The 19,416-nt window shown below is 65.0% G+C and carries 18 protein-coding genes; 9 read left to right on the top strand and 9 right to left on the bottom strand.

The window, feature by feature from the left end; translation table 11 throughout:
• The first annotated feature begins 148 nt into the window (after window positions 1–148).
• The gene (locus KF838_09385; protein QYK46996.1) at window positions 149–1,123 is read left to right on the top strand and encodes a hypothetical protein; all 975 of its coding nucleotides are present in this window, start codon (window positions 149–151) and stop codon (window positions 1,121–1,123) included.
• Between the two features lie 117 nt (window positions 1,124–1,240).
• Here the strand turns inward: KF838_09385 and KF838_09380 are convergent, their stop codons facing one another.
• The gene (locus KF838_09380) at window positions 1,241–1,864 is read right to left on the bottom strand and encodes a DUF642 domain-containing protein (GenBank protein ID QYK46995.1); all 624 of its coding nucleotides are present in this window, start codon (window positions 1,862–1,864) and stop codon (window positions 1,241–1,243) included.
• 201 nt (window positions 1,865–2,065) lie between these two features.
• Between KF838_09380 and KF838_09375 the strand changes: the two genes are divergently transcribed.
• Together KF838_09375 and KF838_09370 are read left to right on the top strand one after the other, a co-directional pair.
• Complete coding sequence (locus KF838_09375) at window positions 2,066–3,199, top strand: helix-turn-helix transcriptional regulator (protein QYK46994.1); 1,134 nt, start codon at window positions 2,066–2,068, stop codon at window positions 3,197–3,199.
• 498 nt (window positions 3,200–3,697) lie between these two features.
• Window positions 3,698–4,267: a hypothetical protein gene (locus KF838_09370; protein QYK46993.1), complete on the top strand. Its 570-nt coding sequence runs from the start codon at window positions 3,698–3,700 to the stop codon at window positions 4,265–4,267.
• 133 nt (window positions 4,268–4,400) lie between these two features.
• On the opposite strand, the gene KF838_09365 is transcribed toward KF838_09370, so the two are convergent.
• Genes KF838_09365 through KF838_09350 form a run of 4 tightly spaced genes read right to left on the bottom strand, consistent with a single transcriptional unit; the run spans window position 4,401 to window position 7,768 of the window.
• A complete protein-coding gene (locus KF838_09365; GenBank protein QYK46992.1) occupies window positions 4,401–4,739 on the bottom strand; it encodes a hypothetical protein in 339 nt (112 codons plus the stop codon).
• Window positions 4,736–5,176 carry a hypothetical protein gene (locus KF838_09360; protein QYK46991.1) on the bottom strand — a complete coding sequence of 147 codons (441 nt, stop codon included), beginning with the start codon at window positions 5,174–5,176 and terminating at the stop codon, window positions 4,736–4,738. Before KF838_09360 ends, KF838_09365 begins: the two co-directional genes overlap by 4 nt.
• 27 nt (window positions 5,177–5,203) lie before the next feature.
• On the bottom strand, window positions 5,204–7,447 hold the full coding sequence (thrS, locus tag KF838_09355; GenBank protein ID QYK46990.1) for a threonine--tRNA ligase: 2,244 nt from the start codon (window positions 7,445–7,447) through the stop codon (window positions 5,204–5,206).
• A gap of 60 nt (window positions 7,448–7,507) precedes the next feature.
• On the bottom strand, window positions 7,508–7,768 hold the full coding sequence (locus KF838_09350) for a hypothetical protein (protein QYK46989.1): 261 nt from the start codon (window positions 7,766–7,768) through the stop codon (window positions 7,508–7,510).
• A gap of 316 nt (window positions 7,769–8,084) precedes the next feature.
• On the opposite strand from KF838_09350, the gene KF838_09345 reads away from it, so the two are divergent.
• The 4 genes from KF838_09345 to KF838_09330 all read left to right on the top strand — a co-directional run bounded on the left by KF838_09345 (window position 8,085) and on the right by KF838_09330 (window position 11,108).
• Entirely contained in the window at window positions 8,085–8,450 is a 366-nt protein-coding gene (locus KF838_09345; GenBank protein QYK46988.1) for a PadR family transcriptional regulator, read from the top strand.
• Window positions 8,447–9,490 carry a hypothetical protein gene (locus KF838_09340; GenBank protein QYK46987.1) on the top strand — a complete coding sequence of 348 codons (1,044 nt, stop codon included), beginning with the start codon at window positions 8,447–8,449 and terminating at the stop codon, window positions 9,488–9,490. Before KF838_09345 ends, KF838_09340 begins: the two co-directional genes overlap by 4 nt.
• A gap of 71 nt (window positions 9,491–9,561) precedes the next feature.
• Window positions 9,562–10,050: a transcriptional regulator NrdR gene (gene nrdR / locus KF838_09335; protein ID QYK46986.1), complete on the top strand. Its 489-nt coding sequence runs from the start codon at window positions 9,562–9,564 to the stop codon at window positions 10,048–10,050.
• A gap of 89 nt (window positions 10,051–10,139) precedes the next feature.
• Window positions 10,140–11,108, top strand: a complete 969-nt coding sequence (locus KF838_09330; GenBank protein ID QYK46985.1) for an isoprenylcysteine carboxylmethyltransferase family protein — start codon at window positions 10,140–10,142, stop codon at window positions 11,106–11,108.
• A 53-nt stretch (window positions 11,109–11,161) separates the two neighbouring features.
• Here the strand turns inward: KF838_09330 and KF838_09325 are convergent, their stop codons facing one another.
• The 3 genes from KF838_09325 to KF838_09315 all read right to left on the bottom strand — a co-directional run bounded on the left by KF838_09325 (window position 11,162) and on the right by KF838_09315 (window position 15,591).
• Window positions 11,162–12,649: an NADP-dependent isocitrate dehydrogenase gene (locus KF838_09325; GenBank protein ID QYK46984.1), complete on the bottom strand. Its 1,488-nt coding sequence runs from the start codon at window positions 12,647–12,649 to the stop codon at window positions 11,162–11,164.
• 177 nt (window positions 12,650–12,826) lie between these two features.
• Window positions 12,827–14,104, bottom strand: a complete 1,278-nt coding sequence (locus KF838_09320; protein ID QYK46983.1) for an FIST C-terminal domain-containing protein — start codon at window positions 14,102–14,104, stop codon at window positions 12,827–12,829.
• A 134-nt stretch (window positions 14,105–14,238) separates the two neighbouring features.
• Window positions 14,239–15,591 (bottom strand): hypothetical protein, encoded by a 1,353-nt coding sequence (locus KF838_09315; GenBank protein ID QYK46982.1) that lies wholly within the window; start codon window positions 15,589–15,591, stop codon window positions 14,239–14,241.
• Between the two features lie 189 nt (window positions 15,592–15,780).
• On the opposite strand from KF838_09315, the gene KF838_09310 reads away from it, so the two are divergent.
• Together KF838_09310 and KF838_09305 are read left to right on the top strand one after the other, a co-directional pair.
• Entirely contained in the window at window positions 15,781–17,643 is a 1,863-nt protein-coding gene (locus KF838_09310) for a TolC family protein (GenBank protein ID QYK46981.1), read from the top strand.
• A gap of 1 nt (window position 17,644) precedes the next feature.
• On the top strand, window positions 17,645–18,643 hold the full coding sequence (locus tag KF838_09305) for a threonylcarbamoyl-AMP synthase (protein QYK46980.1): 999 nt from the start codon (window positions 17,645–17,647) through the stop codon (window positions 18,641–18,643).
• Window positions 18,644–18,687: 44 nt separating this feature from the next.
• On the opposite strand, the gene KF838_09300 is transcribed toward KF838_09305, so the two are convergent.
• The gene (locus tag KF838_09300) at window positions 18,688–19,395 is read right to left on the bottom strand and encodes a DinB family protein (GenBank protein ID QYK46979.1); all 708 of its coding nucleotides are present in this window, start codon (window positions 19,393–19,395) and stop codon (window positions 18,688–18,690) included.
• Between the last annotated feature and the right edge of the window lie 21 nt (window positions 19,396–19,416).

Below are 19,416 nucleotides of genomic sequence, written 5' to 3'. Positions count from 1 at the left end.
GGTGGACCAAAGCAGGGAGAAGGGGCGGTGTTCGCCGCCCCTTTCCCTTGCGCCCTCCGCGTCCCCCCGGTATCCGAACGCTGGTCCACGGGCGATACAATGACCTGACGTATCCCGCATCACACGCCACGCCGCACGGAGCAGCGCCATGCGTCAGAACATCCGCTACAACAACATCATCGACTCGGACGAGGCCCGCACGGCGCAGGCCGCTGCGGATGCCGCGGCGACGCTTCCGGCCGATCAGATCAATGCCGACCGCTTCTACATCACCCAGAACTACCACAAGTACACACAGGACAATCACGAGGTCTGGCGGGACCTCTACAACCGGCGCTGGACCGTGCTGGAGCAGCAGGTCTCTCGCCAGTTCATCGAGGGGATGCGGATCCTTCGTCTGACGCCCGATCGCATCCCGCTGCTCGACGATGTGACGCTCGACCAGGACATCACCATCGCCGGGGGTGAGGTGCTGAAGAAGGGCGCACGCCTCGACGGCATCAACAAGTTCCTCAAGGCCCAGTCCAGTTGGGCGAGTTACGGCGTGCCGGGCTATCTCCCGGCCAAGAGCTTCTTCGCGTGCCTTGCCCAGCGCGAGTTCCCGACCACGGTCCTCATCCGCCCACGCGAGGTGATGGACTATCTCCCCGAGCCGGACATCTTCCACGATGTCTTCGGGCACGTGCCGCTGCACGCCCTCCGCGTCTTCGCGGATTTCCTGCAGACCTACGGCAAGGCCGCGCTCATGTGTGATGATGAGCAGTCGGTCAAGGAACTCGGGCGCCTCTTCTGGTTCACCGTCGAGTTCGGGCTGATCAAGGAGGATGGCAAGGTCAAGGTGTACGGCAGCGGCCTGGTCTCAAGCCACTCCGAGAGCGAGTACGCGCTGAAGGGCGCGTGGGAGAAGCAGGGTCAGAGCGCGGAGGATTGCAAGGAGCGTCCCGTCGCCGAGTGGCGCCCCTTCGATATGCGCCGCATCTGCAACACCGATTTCGAGATCGACCATTTCCAGCCGATCTACTACGTGCTTGAGTCCTTCGAGCAACTCCGCGATGCGATGAACGAGTACGCGGCAGAGGTGCTCAGCCGTCGCGCCACGCCGCAACTCGCCGGCACGCGGTGATCGGTTCACGTGCACCGGGGCTTTGCGGGCGCGGTCTCTTGATTGTCGTGTGGGTCCCGCCAACGCGGGCTTTGAATCCGCGTGTCGGAGATCGGTGAGAGGCGTCGTGCGAGTCGTTCACACGCGCCGGCGGCGTGCGCCCAGCAGCCCGGCGATGCCGATCGCCGCGAGCGCGCCCGGAGTCGGCACGATCTTCATCGTGACCGCGTCCAGCGCAGGACCGGCCGCAGCGCCGCCGCTGGTGGCCTTGAACGTGAGGCGATCGCTGCCGGTGCCGGTCACGACAAACGTGTAGACCGTCCAGCCCATGTCGGCGCCGGAATGCCCGGCGGTGTTGTGGCTGTAAGAACCCTGGACCGCGCCGTTCCAGAGGGCATCCATGGTCATGATCCGCCCGCCGCTGAAGGGGTTGCCGGCGAACGCGAAGGAGATCTCGTACTTGGTGCCGGGAACGGTAACGACGTCATGGAAGATGCTGCTGGGGGAGCCAGTGCCGACGAGGTCGATCCAGTACGAGCCCTCGTAGGCGGAGAACTCGAGGCCGGGGAGCGTCGGACGAACCTCGGCCTTCACGAACTCGATGTTCGACGGCCCGCCGTTGGTCCAGCTGCCGTAGGTTTCGCCCGAGTTGACGGTGCGGAAGCCGAGGCCGGGATCCTCGAAACCGCCGTTCACGAGTTGGGCAGTAGCAGGAAGAGCGATCAGAGCAGGAACAACGAAAGCGAGGGCGCGTAGGTTCATCGGTGACATCCAGAATGTGGGGGGTAACATGCCGCACGTCTGAGAATGCCGGCCAAATCATGTCCTGGGTCCAAAATGTGCGAGGGGGGCGATTGGAAACTCGTTCGGGTATCCGTACTTCGCCCTACTTCTCGGACCTTCATGCGGGTGCCGAACCCGTGTGTCCGGTCTTCGCGCGCTCTGATTCAACCGAGGTGGGCCGTGATTCGTACCGTCTCTTACGACGGCGCACGAATCGCCCGATGCGATGCGGATGCGTGGGATCGGCGTTGGAGGGATGGCGTGCTGAACAACGTCCGAATGCGACAGTTGACCGAGGCCACGATCCGTCTGCATCAGGCGTCGGATGTGCGTGAACTCGGCCAGATCGCGGCGGAGTCGCTGAGGCATTTGATCCCGTGTGATTGGCCGCTCGTCACGCTGACGACCACGCACTTCCCGCAATCGCGACATTGCTTCTCGACCGAGAGCGCGGATTGGCAGGGGTACGCCGATCGCGTGCTCCTTCACGCCCATGAGGACCCCGTGTACACGGGGCGCCTGCGCCTGCTGCTTGATCGTCCCGCATCACCGACAGAGTTCGTCGAGCGTAATGGGCTTGAGAAGACCGAGATCTACGCGGATGTGTGGCGTCCGCTCGGCGCGCGGAGCATCATGCGATGCCTGACGCCGGGCCTGTACAACTACCGGCTTGAGATCGGTCGGAGCGGATCGGCTGCGTTCGATGATTCGGACGCGATGGTGATGCAGGCGCTGGCGGACCACCTCGATGCCGCGACGGACGCGCTCGTGACGCGGCACGCTCAGCGTGCGCCGATGGGTGATGGCGAGGTTCCGGTGCAGCGTTTCTGCTGGCTGGTCTGCGATGATTCGGGGAAGATCCTGCGCACGACGGAGCGTGCGAGTCGGCTCATGCGTCTGTGCCTGGGGGAGCGTGCGTCGGCACGCGAGATCCCCGCGGAGTGGCTGGCGGAGCTGCGCCGGCGCGTGCGGGGGCATCCGCCTTCGCCGCTCTTCTACACGTGCGAGGGGTGCCCGGTCAGCGTTCACATCGCGCCGATCCGGCCGACCCCGAACGAGTACTCGGTCGGCTTTCTCGAGCGGCCGGAGCCGGCTGATGCAACGGCGCGGCTCGTGACGCTCGGCCTGACGCGACGCGAGGCCGAGGTGATGCGCTGGATGGCCGAAGGAAAGTCCAACGCGGCGATCGGGATGATCCTGGGGATCAGCGCGCTGACCGTGAAGAAGCACGCCGAGAACATCTGCCGCAAGATCGGCGCAGACAACCGGACAACCGCCGTGGTGATCGCGCTCGAGGCGATGCGAGCGGGGTGAGGCGGGGGATGAGCGGGTGCGGATGCATCATCGCCGCGGAGCGGCGGGCAGTGGTAGCCAGGGGTCAGTGAGGGGCGAAGCCCCGAGCGCAACCCCTGGTGAGCGGACCATCGGTCTCAACTTCTTGTCATCGCCATGCGCCGCAGCGGGGGCGCGTGGGTGTGCGGCTGGATGGCCTTCAAGCGGCGGCGGGCGCGGACACGGGGTTGAGCGCTCGGCCGGAGACGAGCCGGGGGCGTCCGCCCCGCTCCACCAAGGAACGCCCTGCGGGCGTGGGGGATGTCGCTGCGCGACGCTGTGACCACGGGTTCCGCTTGGCCGAAGCGGCCTTCGCTACACCCGCGGCTACACACCTGCGGCCCGCTGGGCCGCTCAGCGGGGAAGAAGGGCACCGAGCTTGGTCCGCAAAGCGACTAACCTCGGTGACACCGTCGGGGAAGTTCTGTTCCACTCGCAAGTGGTGAAGAAGAGATGCGCCGGCTCTCGTACACTTCGGGAGTGACAAGCGGTACGCATCAACCCCCGGACTGGGCGGACGCACGAGCAACGAGAATCGTTGCGCTGCTGACGCAACTGCACGAGTGCAACGACCACGTTTTGGCTATTGTCACTGGTGCCTTTGTAGACGAACAGATTGAAGACCTTCTCCGACATGCGATGAGAAGTGGGAAGCAAACAGACGAATTGCTTGAAGACAGTCGTGCTTTGGGCAGCATGTCTGTACGAATCACTCTGTCGTATTCGCTGAAGCTGATTTCCGACGACATATTTAGAATGCTGAATAGAATTCGCAAGATAAGAAATGCTGCTGCACATACGTCTTTGGAGTTCCGTTTTTCGGATCCACCAGCCAGTCACCAGATTGCGAGTTCGGGAATCGGTCTTGGCGCAGACCCGCGAAAAGTGTATTGCTCGATGGTCCTAGTTGTTGTGTGCTACTTGGAGATATGCATATCCCAAGCTGCGGCAATCGCGACAGCACAGATTGTTGTCGATCAAGACGAGGTAAAACGCAGAGCAAGTAACTTGATTGATATGGTCCGAGGCAAGGGTGATAGAAATGGTTGAGTGGGGAGAGATTCAAGTTGATCGGCTCGCGGCCTCACGGCCAGTTCAATCTCCTTGCTCTCGATCTCCTGCCTGATGCGTGAGACGAAGGTGGTACGGTGCAGGGAAGATGAAGCCACGTGCCGGAAACGCGTTACTTGATTTCAGAAGGGCTCATGGCAAGCAGCAGGCTTATCTTGCCCATTTGCTGCTTCGTCAATCCCGCGGTTCGGATGATCTCATGCAGCATTTCCTGACGTTCGAACTCACTCTTTCCGTCAAACCTGCGTGATACCACCAGAACATGCACATTTCCCTTGTAACCATCAGAAATGTCCACGAGATCGTTGCTGAACGTCTCGCGGAGCGATGTCTCGAGCTTGCGTTTCAGATCGAACGCGCCCTTTGCTGGCGAGCGCTGACGCGTAGTCACTTTCTTCGCTGCTTTCTTGGATGCCTTCTTCGTGTTCTTCTTGCGTGCCGACTTGTTCATACATTTTTCTCCAACCAGTTCCATACCTCGTCAACCGCGTCCAAAAAGTTCAGCGCTGCTTCGCGGCTTGGGTTGTCCTGGCGGTACCGCCATTGCGGCGACCAAAGGTTCACTTGCGAGGTGAAAGCGCGCCAAGCAGATCCAGCACGCAATCTCTTGCTCACATCATTCGGCAGAAGGTTCACGATTAGCGATTCAAGCCCATGTATGAATACCTGGTCTTCAGACAGTTCGCGCTTTGCACGAAGTTCGCTGAGCGAACGGCACTTGTAGATCTCCATTGACTTTGCTTTGATTTTGCATTCGATTGCATAGCCGCCGATATACATCGCGCCACGCGTGTGATTCGCACCGTCATCAAACAGTGCTCTCGAATCGCGTTTGCGATGGAACGCGGCTTTCGCTTGCTCTGTGATGCCTTGGTGCCTCAATGCCAATCGCAGCCCCTTTCTTGACCTCGTATTCTACGGCCTCACCCCCAGCTCAAGTCCCTTGCTCTCGATCTCGTGCTTGAGGCGTGAGACGAAGGTGTCCAGAGGCATCGCGCCGAGGTCCTTCTCGACTCCCCGGGCGCGGATGGAGACGGAGTTGGACTCGGCATCGCGGGGGCCGACGATGAGGAGATACGGGATCTTCTCGTCCGCGGCCACCTTGATCTTGGCCTGCACGCGTTCGTTGGCATCGTCGATGGATGCGCGGACGCCGGCGGTGTGGAGAGCGCTCAGGACCTTGTGGCCGTAGTCGTTGGACTTGTCGGAGATGGGCAGCACGCGGCACTGCTCGGGGCTGAGCCAGGTGGGGAACGCGCCCGCGAAGTGCTCGATGAGCACGCCGCAGAAGCGCTCCATGGAGCCGAAGGGGGCGCGGTGGATGACGACGGGGCGGTGCTGGCGGTTGTCGGGCCCGATGTAGGAGAGGTCGAAGCGGAACCCCATCTGGTAATCGACCTGGACGGTGCCGAGCTGCCACTCGCGGCCGATGACGTCCTTGACCACGAAGTCGATCTTGGGGCCGTAGAAGGCGGCCTCGCCGGGCTCTTTCGAGAAGGAGACGCCGAGAGATGCCGCGGCGTCGATGCAGGACTTCTCGGCCTTGTCCCACGATTCGCTGGAGCCGGTGTACTTGCTGGAGTCTGGATCGCGGAGGCCGACACGGACGCGGTAGTCCTTCATGCCGAGGACGTTGAAGATGGTCTTGACGAGCGAGAGGCAGCCCTGGATCTCGGCGGGGATCTGGTCCTCGGTGCAGAAGAGGTGGGCATCGTCCTGGGTGAATCCTCGGACGCGGGTCATGCCGTTGAGTTCGCCGGACTGTTCCCAGCGGTAGACGGTGCCGAACTCGGCCAGCCGCACGGGCATGTCGCGGTAGGAGTGCGGCGCAGAGGCGAAGATCTTGGCGTGGTGGGGGCAGTTCATGGGCTTCAACATGAAGCCCTCGATGAGCTGGTCATCGGGGAGGATGCGGTCTTTGGCGATGATCTGTTTCTGGGCGCGTTCGTTGAGGCCGCGGGCGAGGCGATCGGAGACGCCTTCGACGCGGCTCAGCATCTCGGCGCAGGAGCAGCCGGAGGAGCAGAGTTCGTCGAGGGCGTTGCGCTCGATGATGGGGGCGAACTGCGAGTCTTTGTAATAGGGGAAATGGCCGGAAGTCTTGTAGAGTTCGAGCGAGCCGATGTGCGGGGTGAAGACCTCGGTGTAGCCCTGCTTCTTGAGCTCGGCGGCGATGAAGGTCTGGAGTTCCTTGCGGATGATGGAGCCCTTGGGGGTCCAGAGGATGAGCCCCTGGCCGACGGCCTCGTCGATGTGGAAGAGGCGGAGGGCCTTGCCGATGGCGCGGTGGTCGCGCTTCTTGGCCTCTTCGAGTTGCACGAGATAGGCGTCGAGCTGCTCCTGGGTGGCGAAGGCGGTGCCGTAGACGCGGATGAGGCGATCGGAGTTCTCATCGCCGTGCCAGTAGGCGGAGGCGAGGGACATGACGCGGGCGGCGCCGATGCGGGAGGTGGAGGGGACGTGCGGACCCCGGCAGAGGTCTTCCCAGTTCTTGCCGGGTTGGCCGGTGGCGTAGAAAGAAAGTGACGGAGTGACGGAGTGACGGAGCGACGCAGTGGAGGAGTCGGAGGGGGGGAGTGGGGGGGCCGCTTTGGGACCGGTGTAGACAGAGGATGGCATCCCGAGTGCGCGTTCGGCGTTGTCGACCTTGTATTTGTTCCCCTCAGACTTCAGGCGCGGGAGGGCATCGGAGGCGGGCTGCTCGTAGCGGGTGAAGGGGCGGTCTTCCTTGATGATCTCGGCGATGCGGTTGTTGATGGCGTCGAAGTGATCTGAGGAGAGCTTCTTTCCCTCGGGGATGAACATGTCGTAGAAGAAGCCGGTGTCGGTGGGTGGGCCGTAGGCAAGGAGGATGTCTTTGCCGAGAACGTCCTGGATGGCCTCGGCCATGACGTGGGCGGCGGAGTGACGCATGAGGAAGAGCGCGTCGGGGGTGGCGGCTTGGTTGGCGCGGGGCGCGGTGATGATGGCGATGGAGGCATCGCGATCGATGAGGGTGGAGAGGTCGCGGAGCTGCGGGCCCTGTCCGTCATTGAGATCGATTTTGGCGCCGATGGCCGCCTTGGCGAGGCCGGAGCCGATGGACTCGGCGACCTGGCGCGCGGTGACGGGGGCGTCGAAGGACTTGACGGAGTTGTCGGGAAGGGTGATGCGGGGCATGGGGCTTTCTTTCGTGTGATGCCTGATGAGGGGCTGGAGCGCAGAGGATAGAGGGAAGGGTCAGATGGCGGCGTTGGCGAAGAGTTCGAGGCGGCCGCAGGAGGGGCAGCGTTGGGCCGTGATCTTCAGAGCGCGGGGGAGATGTGATGGGCTGACCTCGCCAAGGGACATGCCCATGAACTTTGCCGGTCGTGGCTCGCCGGCGCACCAGCGGGCCTGGAGAATCGCGGCATGGGCCGAGTCGGCGATGAAGCCGGGCTCAAGCGGGACATCGCAGCGGAGACAGGTCTCTGGGTGGAAGTCGGGTGGGGTTTCGGACATGGGATGTGTTCCTGCTGAAAGCGAACAAGCCCGACCGAAAGGCCGGGCTTGGTGGGGGTCGATGGGCGTGCTCGCGCGTCCGGCTTCAGGCGCGAGTGCGGTAGGGGGGCGTGGTCGTGGCGGGAGTTCGAATCGCCGGGTTCATAGTGGCAAAGGTTAGCCGGGGTGCGGGCGTGCCGCAAGGAAGGGTGCCGCGGTGCGAGAGGGACGAATGGGGAACAATCCTCTGTTGCACGATATATCTGAATCCGATATATTCGGAACCGATGGGTGTGGGCGGCGTAGAGGTGAGGGCACAAGGCACGAGGAGCGGACGATGCTCGGACGAAGCGGACAGCGGGACGACATGGAACTGGTGGTGCTCTCGCTTCTGGCCGAGGCGCCGAAGTACGGGTACGCGATCAGCAAGGAACTGGCGGCGAAGTCGGATGGGCGGGTGCGGCTGACGCCGGGCGTGCTGTATCCGCTGCTGAAGGAACTCGAAGCATCGGGATTGATCCAGGGGACGTGGGACGAGGTGAAGTCGGAGGAGGAGCAGCCGGGCGAGGGTCGGAAGCGCAAGTGGTATCGCGTGACGGCAAAGGGAAAGAAGCGGATGGCGCAGCGCCTGGCAGCGCACCGAGCGTTTCGGTCGTTGATCGACGCGCTGGTTGGCCCTGAGGCGGGGGAGGTGACGCGATGAGCACGGCGAGCAGCACACGGCCCGGTCTCTCGGGCGGCGAGCGCGATGCGATTGACAGCATGTGGCTGAGCCAGCCCGACCCGGTGGGGGCGTGGCTGGATGTGCTGATGGGACTGGTGCGACTGGGGAGCGCGGAGAAGCGGGCGATACGAGATGAACTGGATTCGCACCTGCGTGATCGGGTACGGGACCTGATGTTGACTGGGCTGCACGAGGCCAACGCGACGCGTGAGGCGATCGCGGAACTGGGCGATGCAGCCGAACTGGCGGCACGGTATGCGCGGGCGAGCAAGTCGCCGGCGCGAAGGAGAATCGCGATGAACCTGGGACTCTTCGGCATGGCTGGTGCGGCACTGGTGACGAGCTTTGTGGCGATGTCGGGGGGCGGCGAGCCGAGCCGGCCTGAGATCAGCGTGTACGCCGCGTCGGGGCAGCAGCGTCAGGCGGTTCCGATCGGCAGGTTGAGCGCGACGGGCAAGCCGCTGCAGGAGGTGCTGCGTGAAGTGGCTCTGAGTACGGGAAAGCGGCTGAGCGTGGATTGGCACTCGCTCGCCCCGCTCGGTCTGGAGACGGTGACGGAGGTCACGCTGGACGTGACGGATGGTGACCTGTCGCAGGTGTTCGGCGCGATCAACACGGGCTCTGTGAGAGCGGAGGTTCTATCAGGGATCGACCGTCAGGGTGCGATCGACTATCGGATCGCGGATGGTGTGCTGCGTGTCGCTTCGGCGCACGCGTTCGACATGCAGGAGCGGGTGCTCGTGACGATCGATCTGAGTGCCGCGCAGTTGCGTGGCGTGGCTGAGGATGAGATCCACTCGCTGGTGACGACGTTCATCGAGCCGGACGGGTGGGTGGACAACGGCGGGGAGATCGCGGCGATGTCGATCGTGGGGACGAAGTTGTTTGTGAAGGCGCCGCCGCGGGTGATCGAGGGTGTGAGGTGGATCGTGCGGGAGTGCGGGATCGATTCTCCGGCGATCGATCCTTCCGCTCAGTCTCGAGAGTCGGAGAATCGCGATGGCGATTCGGGCCGGTGAGTTCGGGGTGCAACCGGCAAGGCGGAGGCGGATCGGGCGGGGGGATGTAGAAGTCTGGTATAGTCTCGGGCGTGATATGCCCATACTGCGAGGTTGATAACGACAAGGTGATCGACAGCCGCGCGAGCGACGGCGGACGGGTGATCCGTCGCCGTCGCGAGTGCGTCCACTGCGGGAAGCGCTTCACGACGTACGAGCGGGTGGAGCAGACCTCGCGGCTGATGGTGATCAAGCGTGACGGGACGCACGTGCCCTTTGACAGGCAGAACGTGATGCGGGGGATCATCGCGGCGTGCGGGAAGCGGGCGATCTCCGAGGAGGTCAAGGCGAAGATCGCCGAAGAGGTGGAGGAAGGGCTGGTCAGGGACTTCGAGCGCGAGGTGGCGTCGCGGGTGATCGGCGAGCGGGTGATGCGGAAGCTGCTGGAGGTGGACGAGGTGGCGTTCCTGCGCTTCGCGAGCGAGTATCACCAGTTCCAGTCGGTGGACGACATGCGAAAGCAACTGGATGAGCTGGCGACGATGCCTCGTGAGGTGAAGGATCAGCAGAATTTGTTTTAGATGAGAAGCTGAGCGCGAAGGAAGAAGAAAGACAGGACTCACCACAGAGGCGCAGAGGACACAGAGGGGAAGCGGGGTGGTTTGGGCGCGTGGAGAGCACTCGAGCGAATCCCGGTGAGGCGGCGCGTGCGTTCGCGTGCACGTACCTGGCGCTTGAGGGCGCGGGGATCGTGGCGTTCTGGGCCGTACTGTGGCTTGTTCCCGGTGTGCGAAGTCACTTCGTGATGGCGGGCGCGCCGGATGCAACGTTTCTAGCGTTCGTGCTCGCGGATGCGGTGTTCTTGCCCGTGGCGGCTTGGGCGGGGGCGTGGGCGATCAAGCGCGGGGCGCGATGGACCGTGCCGCTTCTGTGGCTGCACGCGGGGGCGGCGGTGTACGCGGCGCTTATCGCTTGCGGCATGTGGGTGTTCGATCGGACGCTGTGGCTGGGTGCGGGGCTGATGCTGCCGTTGCTGCTCTTTCCGGTTGTGATCGCGAGCGCGTTCACGCGGGCGATTTCGTCGAATGGAGCAATGAACGGTTGCGATTCCGGAGTGAACAACGGGCTCACGCCGCTGGTCCGCACCGCGTGGCAGGTGCTGGTGTTCTGGACGTTCTTCCTGGCGGTCGTGCCCGCGGCGATCGGACTGGTCGAACGCGAGCTCGGCGTGCCGGTGTGGGAGGGCATCAAACCGTGGCGGCGGTTGGCAGCGGGCGCGATGTTCGCAGGCGCCAGCGCGATCGGATTGTGGAGCGCGACAGCGATGGCGATTCGCGGGCGGGGCACGCCGCTGCCGACCGATCCGGCCGTTGAGTTGGTGACGACGGGTCCGTATGCGTGGGTGCGGAATCCCATGGCGGTGGCGGGGCTCTTACAGGGGTTGTCGGTGGCGATCTACCTGGGCTCGGGTCTCACGCTCGCTTATGTGCTGCTGGGGTGCGCGATCTGGCAGGTGGCGGTGCGGCCGCAGGAGGAACGGGAACTGCTGGCGCGGTTCGGGGAGCGGTATGAGGCGTATCGGCGGCGGGTGCGGTGCTGGCTGCCGCGGTGGGGTGGGGATGGTGTCCGCGTGCGATGAACCCGCGAGCTCGCGCTCGATGCTGATCGACTTTGGGGCTCCCTTTGAGCGGCTCACTGCCCTTGCGCGAGCGAATACCCCTTGACGCCGTCGAAGGTGCGGAGGAGTTCGTAGGAGCAGATGGTGAAGGACTCGGCGATCTTGTCCATCAGCGCGACGCAGCGGCTCTGTCCGAAGGATCCGGGGACGACGCCGTCCTTGAGCTCGAAGCGGACGCGGTAGTAATCGACGCACTCGGTGTAGACCGAGCCGGTGGGCCAGACCTGTGTGCCGCGGTTGGAGATGACGGTGAGCTTGAAGGGCGTGTCGGCGCAGGCGCGCTGCATCTCCTCGGCGAGTGATATGGGGCTGAGGGGCGTGTCGAGGTAGATGTCGCAGCCGACCGCCTGGGTCACGAGGTTCTTGAAGGTGCGGATGACCTGCGGGCCGCTGGGCTTGGGAGCGCGGACAAAGCAGGTTTCTGAGGCGTCGGGCACGGCGGCAGCGGGCACGGTCTTGGGCTTGTTGCCGAGGTTGTTCTTGATCGCATCGACGAACTGCTGTGTGCCGACCGGCGGGGTGGCTGGATCTCCGAAGTCGCCGGTGTGGACGCCGGACTCGAGCGTCGCGAGCAGCGCGTTCTCGATGGTCGCGGCCTCGTGTCCCATGCAGACGTGGCGGAGCATCATCAGGCCGGAGAGGATGAGTGAGGTGGGGTTGGCGATGCCTCGCCCGGCGATGTCGGGCGCGGTGCCGTGCACGGCTTCAAAGATGGATATGTGGTTGCCGATGTTCGCGCTGGGCGCGAAGCCGAGGCCGCCGACGAGGCCGGCGCAGAGATCGGAGACAATGTCGCCCTGAAGATTGGGCAGAACGATCATCTGGTACTGCTGGGGCTTGACAACCAGGTTCATGCAAAGGGCATCGACGATCACGTCGCCGGTCTCGATCTCGGGGAAGTCCTTCGCGGCCTGCTTGAAGCGATCGAGGAAGAGACCGTCGGTCATCTTCATGATGTTGGCCTTGTGGCCGCAGTGCACCTTCTTCACGCCGAGCTTGCGGGCGGTCTGGAAGGCGAAGCGGTGGACCTCATCGCAGCCGGGTGCGGAGATGAGGCGCTTGCACTGGATCATGTCGTTGGAGAGGCGGTGCTCGACGCCGCCGTAGGTGTCCTCGATGTTCTCGCGGACGACGGACATGTCGATGTGGATGCCGGCCTTTGAGTAGACGGTGTGGACGCCGGGGAGGGTCTTGAAGACGCGGAAGTTGGAGTGGGCGTTCCACATCTTGCGGGCGGTGACGTTGATGGACTTGCCGCCGCCGCCCTTGGGCGTGCCCATGGGGCCCTTGAAGAGGATGCCGCAGTCTTCGGTGGTGCGGATGGCCTCATCGGTCATGCCTCGCGTGTTGCCCTTGGCAAAGACACCCTCACCCATCTCGACTGGGACGAAGGCGAGGCGTTCGAGGATGCCCGCGGCCTTGAAGAGGTCCAGCGTGGCGTTCATGATCTCAGGACCAATGCCGTCACCGTGGGCCAGGGCGATCGAGAGGTGGGAGGACATGGCGCGTATCTCTTGTGAGAACAGGGCTTTGTGACAAAGCCGCGTCCGGGTGCGAGCAAAGAGGGCGGGGGCAAAGGATAGACCTCGGCTCCCGCTTCTGGAAGCATCGGCGATTCGGGGGCGTGACTTATGGGGCGTTCAGGTCGCGAGATCGCTCAAGAACGCGATCTTCCGCGATCAGGGATCGCGGAAGATCGCGATGCTGGCGGTGTGGGCGTGAAAGTAGGCATCGCGCCCGACGGGGCCGATCTCGCCGGAAGCGAAGAAACCGGCGATAGGGAGTTCGCACGTGTCGGTGGCGATGGCGGTGCCGCCCTTCGCTCGTGCCGCACCGTCCGGCGTGGCGCGGAAGGCGCGCTGGAGCGAGCCGACATCGTGAGCGGGGGACGGGAAGAGACGCCGGCCTCGCATGTTGCACGTGAAGACGAGTGCTCCGGCGGGTCGGCCGTGGAGTTTCTGTCCGTCGAGGAGCATGGACAGGTCGCTGGTTGCTGTGTCGGCGTCGCGGACGTGCAGCCGGACGGTCTGGCCTACGCGGACGGTCTCGCTCACGGCGATGGCGCTGTGGTCTTTGTCGGCGCCGACCATGGCGCGGATCAGATAATCACCCACCCCGAATCGTTCCTTGTACTCATCCACGACGCGTCCCATGAGCAGGCCGCGTTTGAGCGCATTGCGCTCTTCCTCGCTGAGTTCGGCGAGGAGTTCCTGCACGACCTGGAGTGCGGGGCGCGTTCCGAGTTCGAGGATGAGGTTGCCCCGGGCCTTGGTGATGACGAGGTTCGGGCCGATCGGGCGGCAGCCCTGGCTGACGACTGCGTCGACGCGGAGTGGGCCGGAGAACGAGACGCCGACGCCCCCTCTGTCCATCATGCGGTCGTCGATGAGGAGGACGTTTCCGCCTCCATCCGGCGTGCGGGGAGCGGATGCCATGCCGCCGATGATCGGTGCCCGCGGATCGGTGCGGGCGTCGTTCAGAGCGGGAAGGAGGCGGGACACGGGGACGGAGTATGGATCGAGGATGGTGACGATCGCGCGGAGGTCGGGGCCTGCGTCGATGACGCGACGGATGGATTCACGCTGGCGTTCGATGTCCTGCTCGTCGTCGAGGACAAGGTCATCGATCAGGAACGGGGAAACCCTGACGCCGGGGAGCCACATGGCGAGCAGCGCGATACCGGGCGCGCCCTCGAGCTCGTGGGATGAGCCCAGCACCGATTCGGCGGTCGTGCCGACAAGACGCGTCGGGCTGAGAAGTCGTTGGACATGGGCACCGATGGTGCGCATGGACCAGGCGTGGTGCGAGGAAACGAAGAGGTAGACCAGGTCCGGTTGTGAGCGAGGGAGATTGGGCGTTGAGAGAAGACGCTCGCACGCGTTCGCTGCGGCGGTCAACGGGTCGGGCTCAGCGGAGATGCCGCTTGCCGTCAGGATGGATGGATGCTTGGTTCGCACGGCTCCATTACTGTACCGAAATCGTCACAAGAGAATGCAGAAGGCGGGTGCCTTGTGCGGATGAAAATGGTCCGGAGGGGATGATGTCGGCCCTTCCGATACTGGCTGAAGGTGTGCCTACCGGGCGGCAGGGGTTATTCCCTGCTGGTGGGCACGTTTGCAAGGACCTCAACGCGAGAGGCCTCGATGGTGCGGAGGCCGGTCCGCGGGTCAAGGATGATGTTGCCGACGACGCCGACAGTTTGGCCGATCTTGGTGTCGAGCCCGAGCTCGGGTGTCGGCTGGATATAGCCCAGCGTCCGCGTCGTCTGCCCGCCGATGGACTGCACACGGAGCATGCGCGGCAGTCGTACGCCGTCGTACAGCTCGCTCGTGGTGAGCTTTCCGGTGATGGTGTAGACGCGGTGCTGCTGCAGTTCCTGGATCGTGCGCTCGGTGGTGCCGGTGGCGGCGGTGGCCGCGAGGCGACGCTCTTCGAGTGCACGCATCTGGTCGCGCCACTCGGCGCGGATGCGGAGGATCTCGATGCGCTGCTGGAGCCCTGCGCGGATGAAGCGGTTCGAGGGGACATCGTCGACCTTGGCGAGAGCGGCCTCCAGCTCGGCGCGGAGCTCGTCGATCTCGGCCTCGGCATCGGACTGTGACTGGACCCGGCGGAAGGACTCGTCAAGGGCCTGCAACGATCCGGCAGCCGGGGGGGCTTGCACGGGTGCGACGGGTCGCTGCTCGATCACCATTGGCGAGTCTGCTGGAGTATCTGTTGCCGGGCGTGTGGCGGGCGGAGGCGTGCCGGTGCTCGTCGGCTCTTCGATGAGGGAGATCGGGGCAGGAGTAACGGGCTCAGTGGGGGCGGGTGCTGTCGGTGCGGGCGTCGGAGCCGGCGTGGGTGTGGGAGCGCTCGCGACACCGGCGGCGTTCAGTTCCTCGGGTGTCGGCGTGCGAAGGTTCGAGCGGAGAACAAAGCCCCGGGCCGCTTCGGGGGCGGCGACCTTGTACCCGGAAATGGCGTTCGACTGGTTCCGCACCGTCTCAAGTGCCGTCAGCTTGGTGCCGGCGGGGAGCGCCTGGCCTTCGGCGAGCAGGGCTTTCCAAGAGCCGTCGAGGCCGGCAACCGCGTTGGCGGCATAGAGGCGGGAGGGTGAGTTCAGGACAAGCGTGCCGGGGTCGTTGCCCTGCGTTACGGAATCGGCACGGACGAAGGCCCCGATGCCCGCCGGGTAGGCGATTCTGGCCCAGTCTCCGCTCTGGCCATCGACCCGAACGAGCGTGCCGGGTTGGAGCTCCGCGACCCGGTAGTAACGCTGGGAATCGCCGCAGTGGACGACGGCGGGCCGCTCTGTGATGGCCCAGTACGCGTCAACGGCCTTGATCTGCTGTGCGGCTGCCTCTGTCGAATAGAGCGAGGTCGCGACGCCGACGGCCGCAAGCGGGGCGAGGCAGGCCGGTGAGAGGGCGCAGGCAAGTGCAATGGAGCGAGCGGTGTTCATCGTGGCATTCCTTCGCGCGATTCGCATCGGTCGCGGCTGGCTAAGGCGTATTCCCCAGCGTCGCGGGAGGCCGGACCGTCAAATCGTATCGGCAAAAGTGGTTGAAGTTGAGTATTGGGGCGATCTTCCGTGCGGGAAAGAGTCGGCCTTGTTGCCGCAGGGGTTGTGAGGGGCTAACTTCTCCCTCGCATGACCTCTCCAAAGCACGTCGGGCGTCGTTTGCGGGTATGCGTCGGCGCGATCAGCGGGGCGATGCTCTTGTCATTGTCGGCAGGGTGCGAGTCGCCCCTGCGGGCATCGAGCGAGGCGGAGCTGCGCCGCTCGGTCGTGGAGAAGGTCCAGCGCGAGCTGGCAGAGAGCAAGGCCAACCCGGCACTGCGTGAGACGACCCGCGATGTGGGTGTCTCGCGTCTGGATCTGAAACCCGAGACGCTGAAGACCCTCGATGAGATGGCCGGCCCCGGCGCGTATGCCGGTCGGGAGTTGCCTCTGCCCGATGATCTTACGGCGACGCCGGCACGGACCGTGACGATCTCGCTGGAGCACGCGATCCGTTCGGCGGTGGAGCGGAATCTCCAGGTGCAGTTCGCGCGTCTGGCCCCGGCGGTCAGCGGGGCACAGCTTGTGACCGCCGAAGCGGCGTTCGACTGGACGTTCTTCTCGAACCTTGAGTACAGCAACGTCGATGAACCGAGGTCGAGGCAGTCCACGAGCGGGATTCTGACGGGTGTGAGCTCTGAGCAGAGGCAGGCGGTGTCGAGCACGACGGGGCTTCGCAAGCCGCTGGAGACGGGCGGCTCGTTCCAGGTGCAGCAGGAACTGATCTACACGGACAACTCGACGCCCGGCCTGCGGGTGAGCCCCGATCCCGCATCGCAGCTGGCCGTGACGGTGCAGCTCGACCAGCCGCTGCTCAGGAATTTCGGCTCGGATGTCGCGTTGGCGCAGGTGCGTCTGAGCCGCAACGCCGAACGCGAGTCGGTCGCGAGGTTGAAGCGTGATCTGATCTCCACGGTGACGGACACGGAGCGTGCGTACTGGCAGGTCGTGCAGGCCAAGCGGGATCTAGAGATCCTGCGTCGGCTTCTTGAGCGTGGCGTTGAGGTGCGCGATCAGTTGGCCCAGCGTCGGACGCTGGACGCGACGCCGGCGCAGATCGCCGACGCGACGGCGCGTGTGGAGCGGCGGCGCGCGGACCTGCTCCGCGCCCAGACCGCGCTGCGCCGGGCATCGGATCGGCTGAAGCTGCTCATCAACGACCCCGATCTGCCGGTCGGGGGCGAGGTCATTCTGCTGCCAGCGGATTCCGCTCTGGACGCGCCGGTCGCGTACTCACTGGCGGACTCGATCACGACCGCGCTCGAGAAGAGGCCCGAGATCCAGCAGGCGATCCTGTCGATCGACGACACGTCGATCCGGCAGCGGGTGGCGGAGCAGAACCGGCTTCCGCAACTGGACATGCGCCTGCAGACCCGGTTCCTCGCGCTCGAGGACAACGCGGGCGAGGCGTACGAGAATCTCGACGGCTCGTTCGTGGACTATCTGGTCGGGCTCTTCTTCGAGCAGCAGATCGGCAACCGCGCGCCGGAGGCGGAACTGAGGCGCCGCCGGATCGAGCGGATGCAGGCGACGATCTCGTATCAGAACACGGTTCAGCAGATCGTGCTCGAGGTGAAGAACGCGCTCGACAACATGACGACGAGTTACAAGCTGATCGAGCAGACACGGACGAGCAGGTACGCAGCAACGGAGGTCTTGCGTGCGCTCCTGGTGGAGAAGGAGACGATCCGGGGTTACACCGTGGAGCGCCTGGACCTGGAACTCAACCGGCAGGAGTCGCTGGCGAACGCCGAACGCGAAGAGGTCGCGGCCCTGATCGACTACAACGTCTCGCTGGCGGAACTCGCGGCGGCGACCGGCATGGCCCTGGAGCGTAATCGCATCGACTTCAAGGTTGAGGACCCGCCGATGGAAGGGTGGAGGATCCCCGTGCTGGTGAACGATCCGCGCGTGCCCGCTTCGGGGCAGGCGCCGGCAACGGCGGGACCGTGAGATGAGCGCGGGACCGGAGGAGATCGCAAGGGCCGTCGCCCAGTTGCGTGAGGGGCGACTGGTGGCGTTCCCGACCGAGACGGTCTACGGACTCGGCGCGCTGGCGACGGACGAGCGTGCGGTGGGGCGGGTCTTTGCGATGAAGGGTCGGCCCCCCGGGAATCCGTTGATCGTGCATGTCTCCGGCGAAGAGATGGCACGGACGTTGACCCCCCGATGGACCGATCGTGCATCCCGTCTGGCGCACGCGTTCTGGCCCGGCCCGCTGACCATCGTGGTCGAGCGAGGCGCACGGGTGCCCGCAGCGGTCTCGGGGGGCGGGTCCACAGTCGCGGTTCGATGCCCCGCGCATCCGCTCACTCTCGCGTTGATCGAGATGGTCGGCGAGGGCATCGTCGGGCCGAGCGCGAATCGATCCGGCTTTCTCTCGCCGACGAGTGCGGCTCACGTTGAGGACGAGTTCCGCGAAGAGATCGAACGCGGTGAACTGATGGTGCTCGACGGTGGCGCATGCCGCGCGGGGATCGAGTCCACCGTTGTGTCGGTTGTCGGCGAGACGCCAGAGGTCCTGCGACCCGGCGTGATCGGCGCGAGCGAGGTGGCCCGTGCGCTCGGGTGCGATGTGCGGGAGAGACGCGGGAGCGACGACCCCGCGGGCGGGCCGATGGCCTCGCCGGGACGGATGGAATCGCACTATGCCCCGCGGACACGGGCTGTGCTGCTTCCGAGAGAGCAGATCGGGCGTGCGATCGAGGAGAGCGGCGTGCCGATGGCGCTGGTCGCGATCGCGGGTCCGGGGCGGCCCCGTGTTCACACGCTCATCGAGATGCCCTCGGACGCGATCGGGTATGCCTCATCCCTCTACCGCGCGCTGCGCGAGGCCGACGCCTCGGGCGTGGAACTGATCATCATCGAACGTCCGCCGACAGGCGGTTCCGACGCCGAGATCTGGGCCGCCATCCACGATCGATTGGCGCGCGCAACCGCACGTCGCGTATGAAGCGAGATTCGCGCGGGTGTCGCTCTTTGTGTCTCAGGCGATGCTTACATGAGCGGCGGGAGCCCGAGGCCGCGCCGCAGCGTCGCGATCTGGCCTCCGTGCCATCCCTCGTGCCAAGCCGCCTTCAGCACAGCGTCCAGGCGCGTCGTCAGCCAGCCCCCCGAGTCGCCGTGCGCGGGCTTATCGAGATCGGCATCGGTGAGTGACTCTGCGGCGGCGATGAGCGCGTCCAGCGAGGATCTGTAGTTGGCGCGGAGCTCGTCGAGCGAGGGATACATGCCCGGATCGGCCGAGGGCTTGGACTTGCCGCCGAACAGCGCGCTGTACGTCTCGGGGATCGGGGGCATCACGCCGGAGATGGAAGAGGCGAACCACGCGCGGCTGAGGGCCTGATGCCCGAGCGTCCACGCGGCGTGATTGTCCGCGCCGTGGAGCTGCGATAGCGCGTGCTCATCGGGCATGGAGCCGATCTGGGCATCGGCGGTCGAGGCCGCGAAGCGGAGGAAGGCGATCGCCTGATTCGCGATGCTTCTGGAGGTGGTCGGCGTCGCGCGAGCGACGGTTGCTTTCCGAGATGCCGCCTTCTTCGGTGCGGACTTTCTCGGGGCCGTCTTCGCGGGCGAGCCCTTCTTCGCGGGCTTGCGAGCGGGGCTCTTTCGGGACGCCTTCTTCGGGGCCGACTTTTTCGGTGCCGGTTTCTTGGAGGGGGCCTTCTTCGATGCGGGCTTTCTGGCGGCGGCCTTCTTGCTCATGGCGATTGCTCCTAGGGAATC

It is taken from the genome of Phycisphaeraceae bacterium (genome assembly GCA_019454185.1).
Classification (GTDB): domain Bacteria; phylum Planctomycetota; class Phycisphaerae; order Phycisphaerales; family UBA1924; genus JAHBWV01.
Note: the sequence above shows the minus strand (reverse complement) of the source record. Positions and strands in the feature narration are given on the sequence as shown.

Coding starts and splice junctions, on each gene's coding strand:
- KF838_09380 (QYK46995.1), bottom strand. CDS start 1,864: ATGAACCTACGCGCCCTCGCTTTCGTTGTTCCTGCTCTGATCGCTCTT.
- KF838_09350 (QYK46989.1), bottom strand. CDS start 7,768: ATGTCCGAAACCCCACCCGACTTCCACCCAGAGACCTGTCTCCGCTGC.
- KF838_09325 (QYK46984.1), bottom strand. CDS start 12,649: ATGTCCTCCCACCTCTCGATCGCCCTGGCCCACGGTGACGGCATTGGT.
- KF838_09310 (QYK46981.1), top strand. CDS start 15,781: ATGACCTCTCCAAAGCACGTCGGGCGTCGTTTGCGGGTATGCGTCGGC.
- KF838_09315 (QYK46982.1), bottom strand. CDS start 15,591: ATGAACACCGCTCGCTCCATTGCACTTGCCTGCGCCCTCTCACCGGCC.
- KF838_09340 (QYK46987.1), top strand. CDS start 8,447: ATGAGCACGGCGAGCAGCACACGGCCCGGTCTCTCGGGCGGCGAGCGC.
- KF838_09385 (QYK46996.1), top strand. CDS start 149: ATGCGTCAGAACATCCGCTACAACAACATCATCGACTCGGACGAGGCC.
- KF838_09305 (QYK46980.1), top strand. CDS start 17,645: ATGAGCGCGGGACCGGAGGAGATCGCAAGGGCCGTCGCCCAGTTGCGT.
- KF838_09365 (QYK46992.1), bottom strand. CDS start 4,739: ATGAACAAGTCGGCACGCAAGAAGAACACGAAGAAGGCATCCAAGAAA.
- KF838_09345 (QYK46988.1), top strand. CDS start 8,085: ATGCTCGGACGAAGCGGACAGCGGGACGACATGGAACTGGTGGTGCTC.
- KF838_09300 (QYK46979.1), bottom strand. CDS start 19,395: ATGAGCAAGAAGGCCGCCGCCAGAAAGCCCGCATCGAAGAAGGCCCCC.
- thrS (QYK46990.1), bottom strand. CDS start 7,447: ATGCCCCGCATCACCCTTCCCGACAACTCCGTCAAGTCCTTCGACGCC.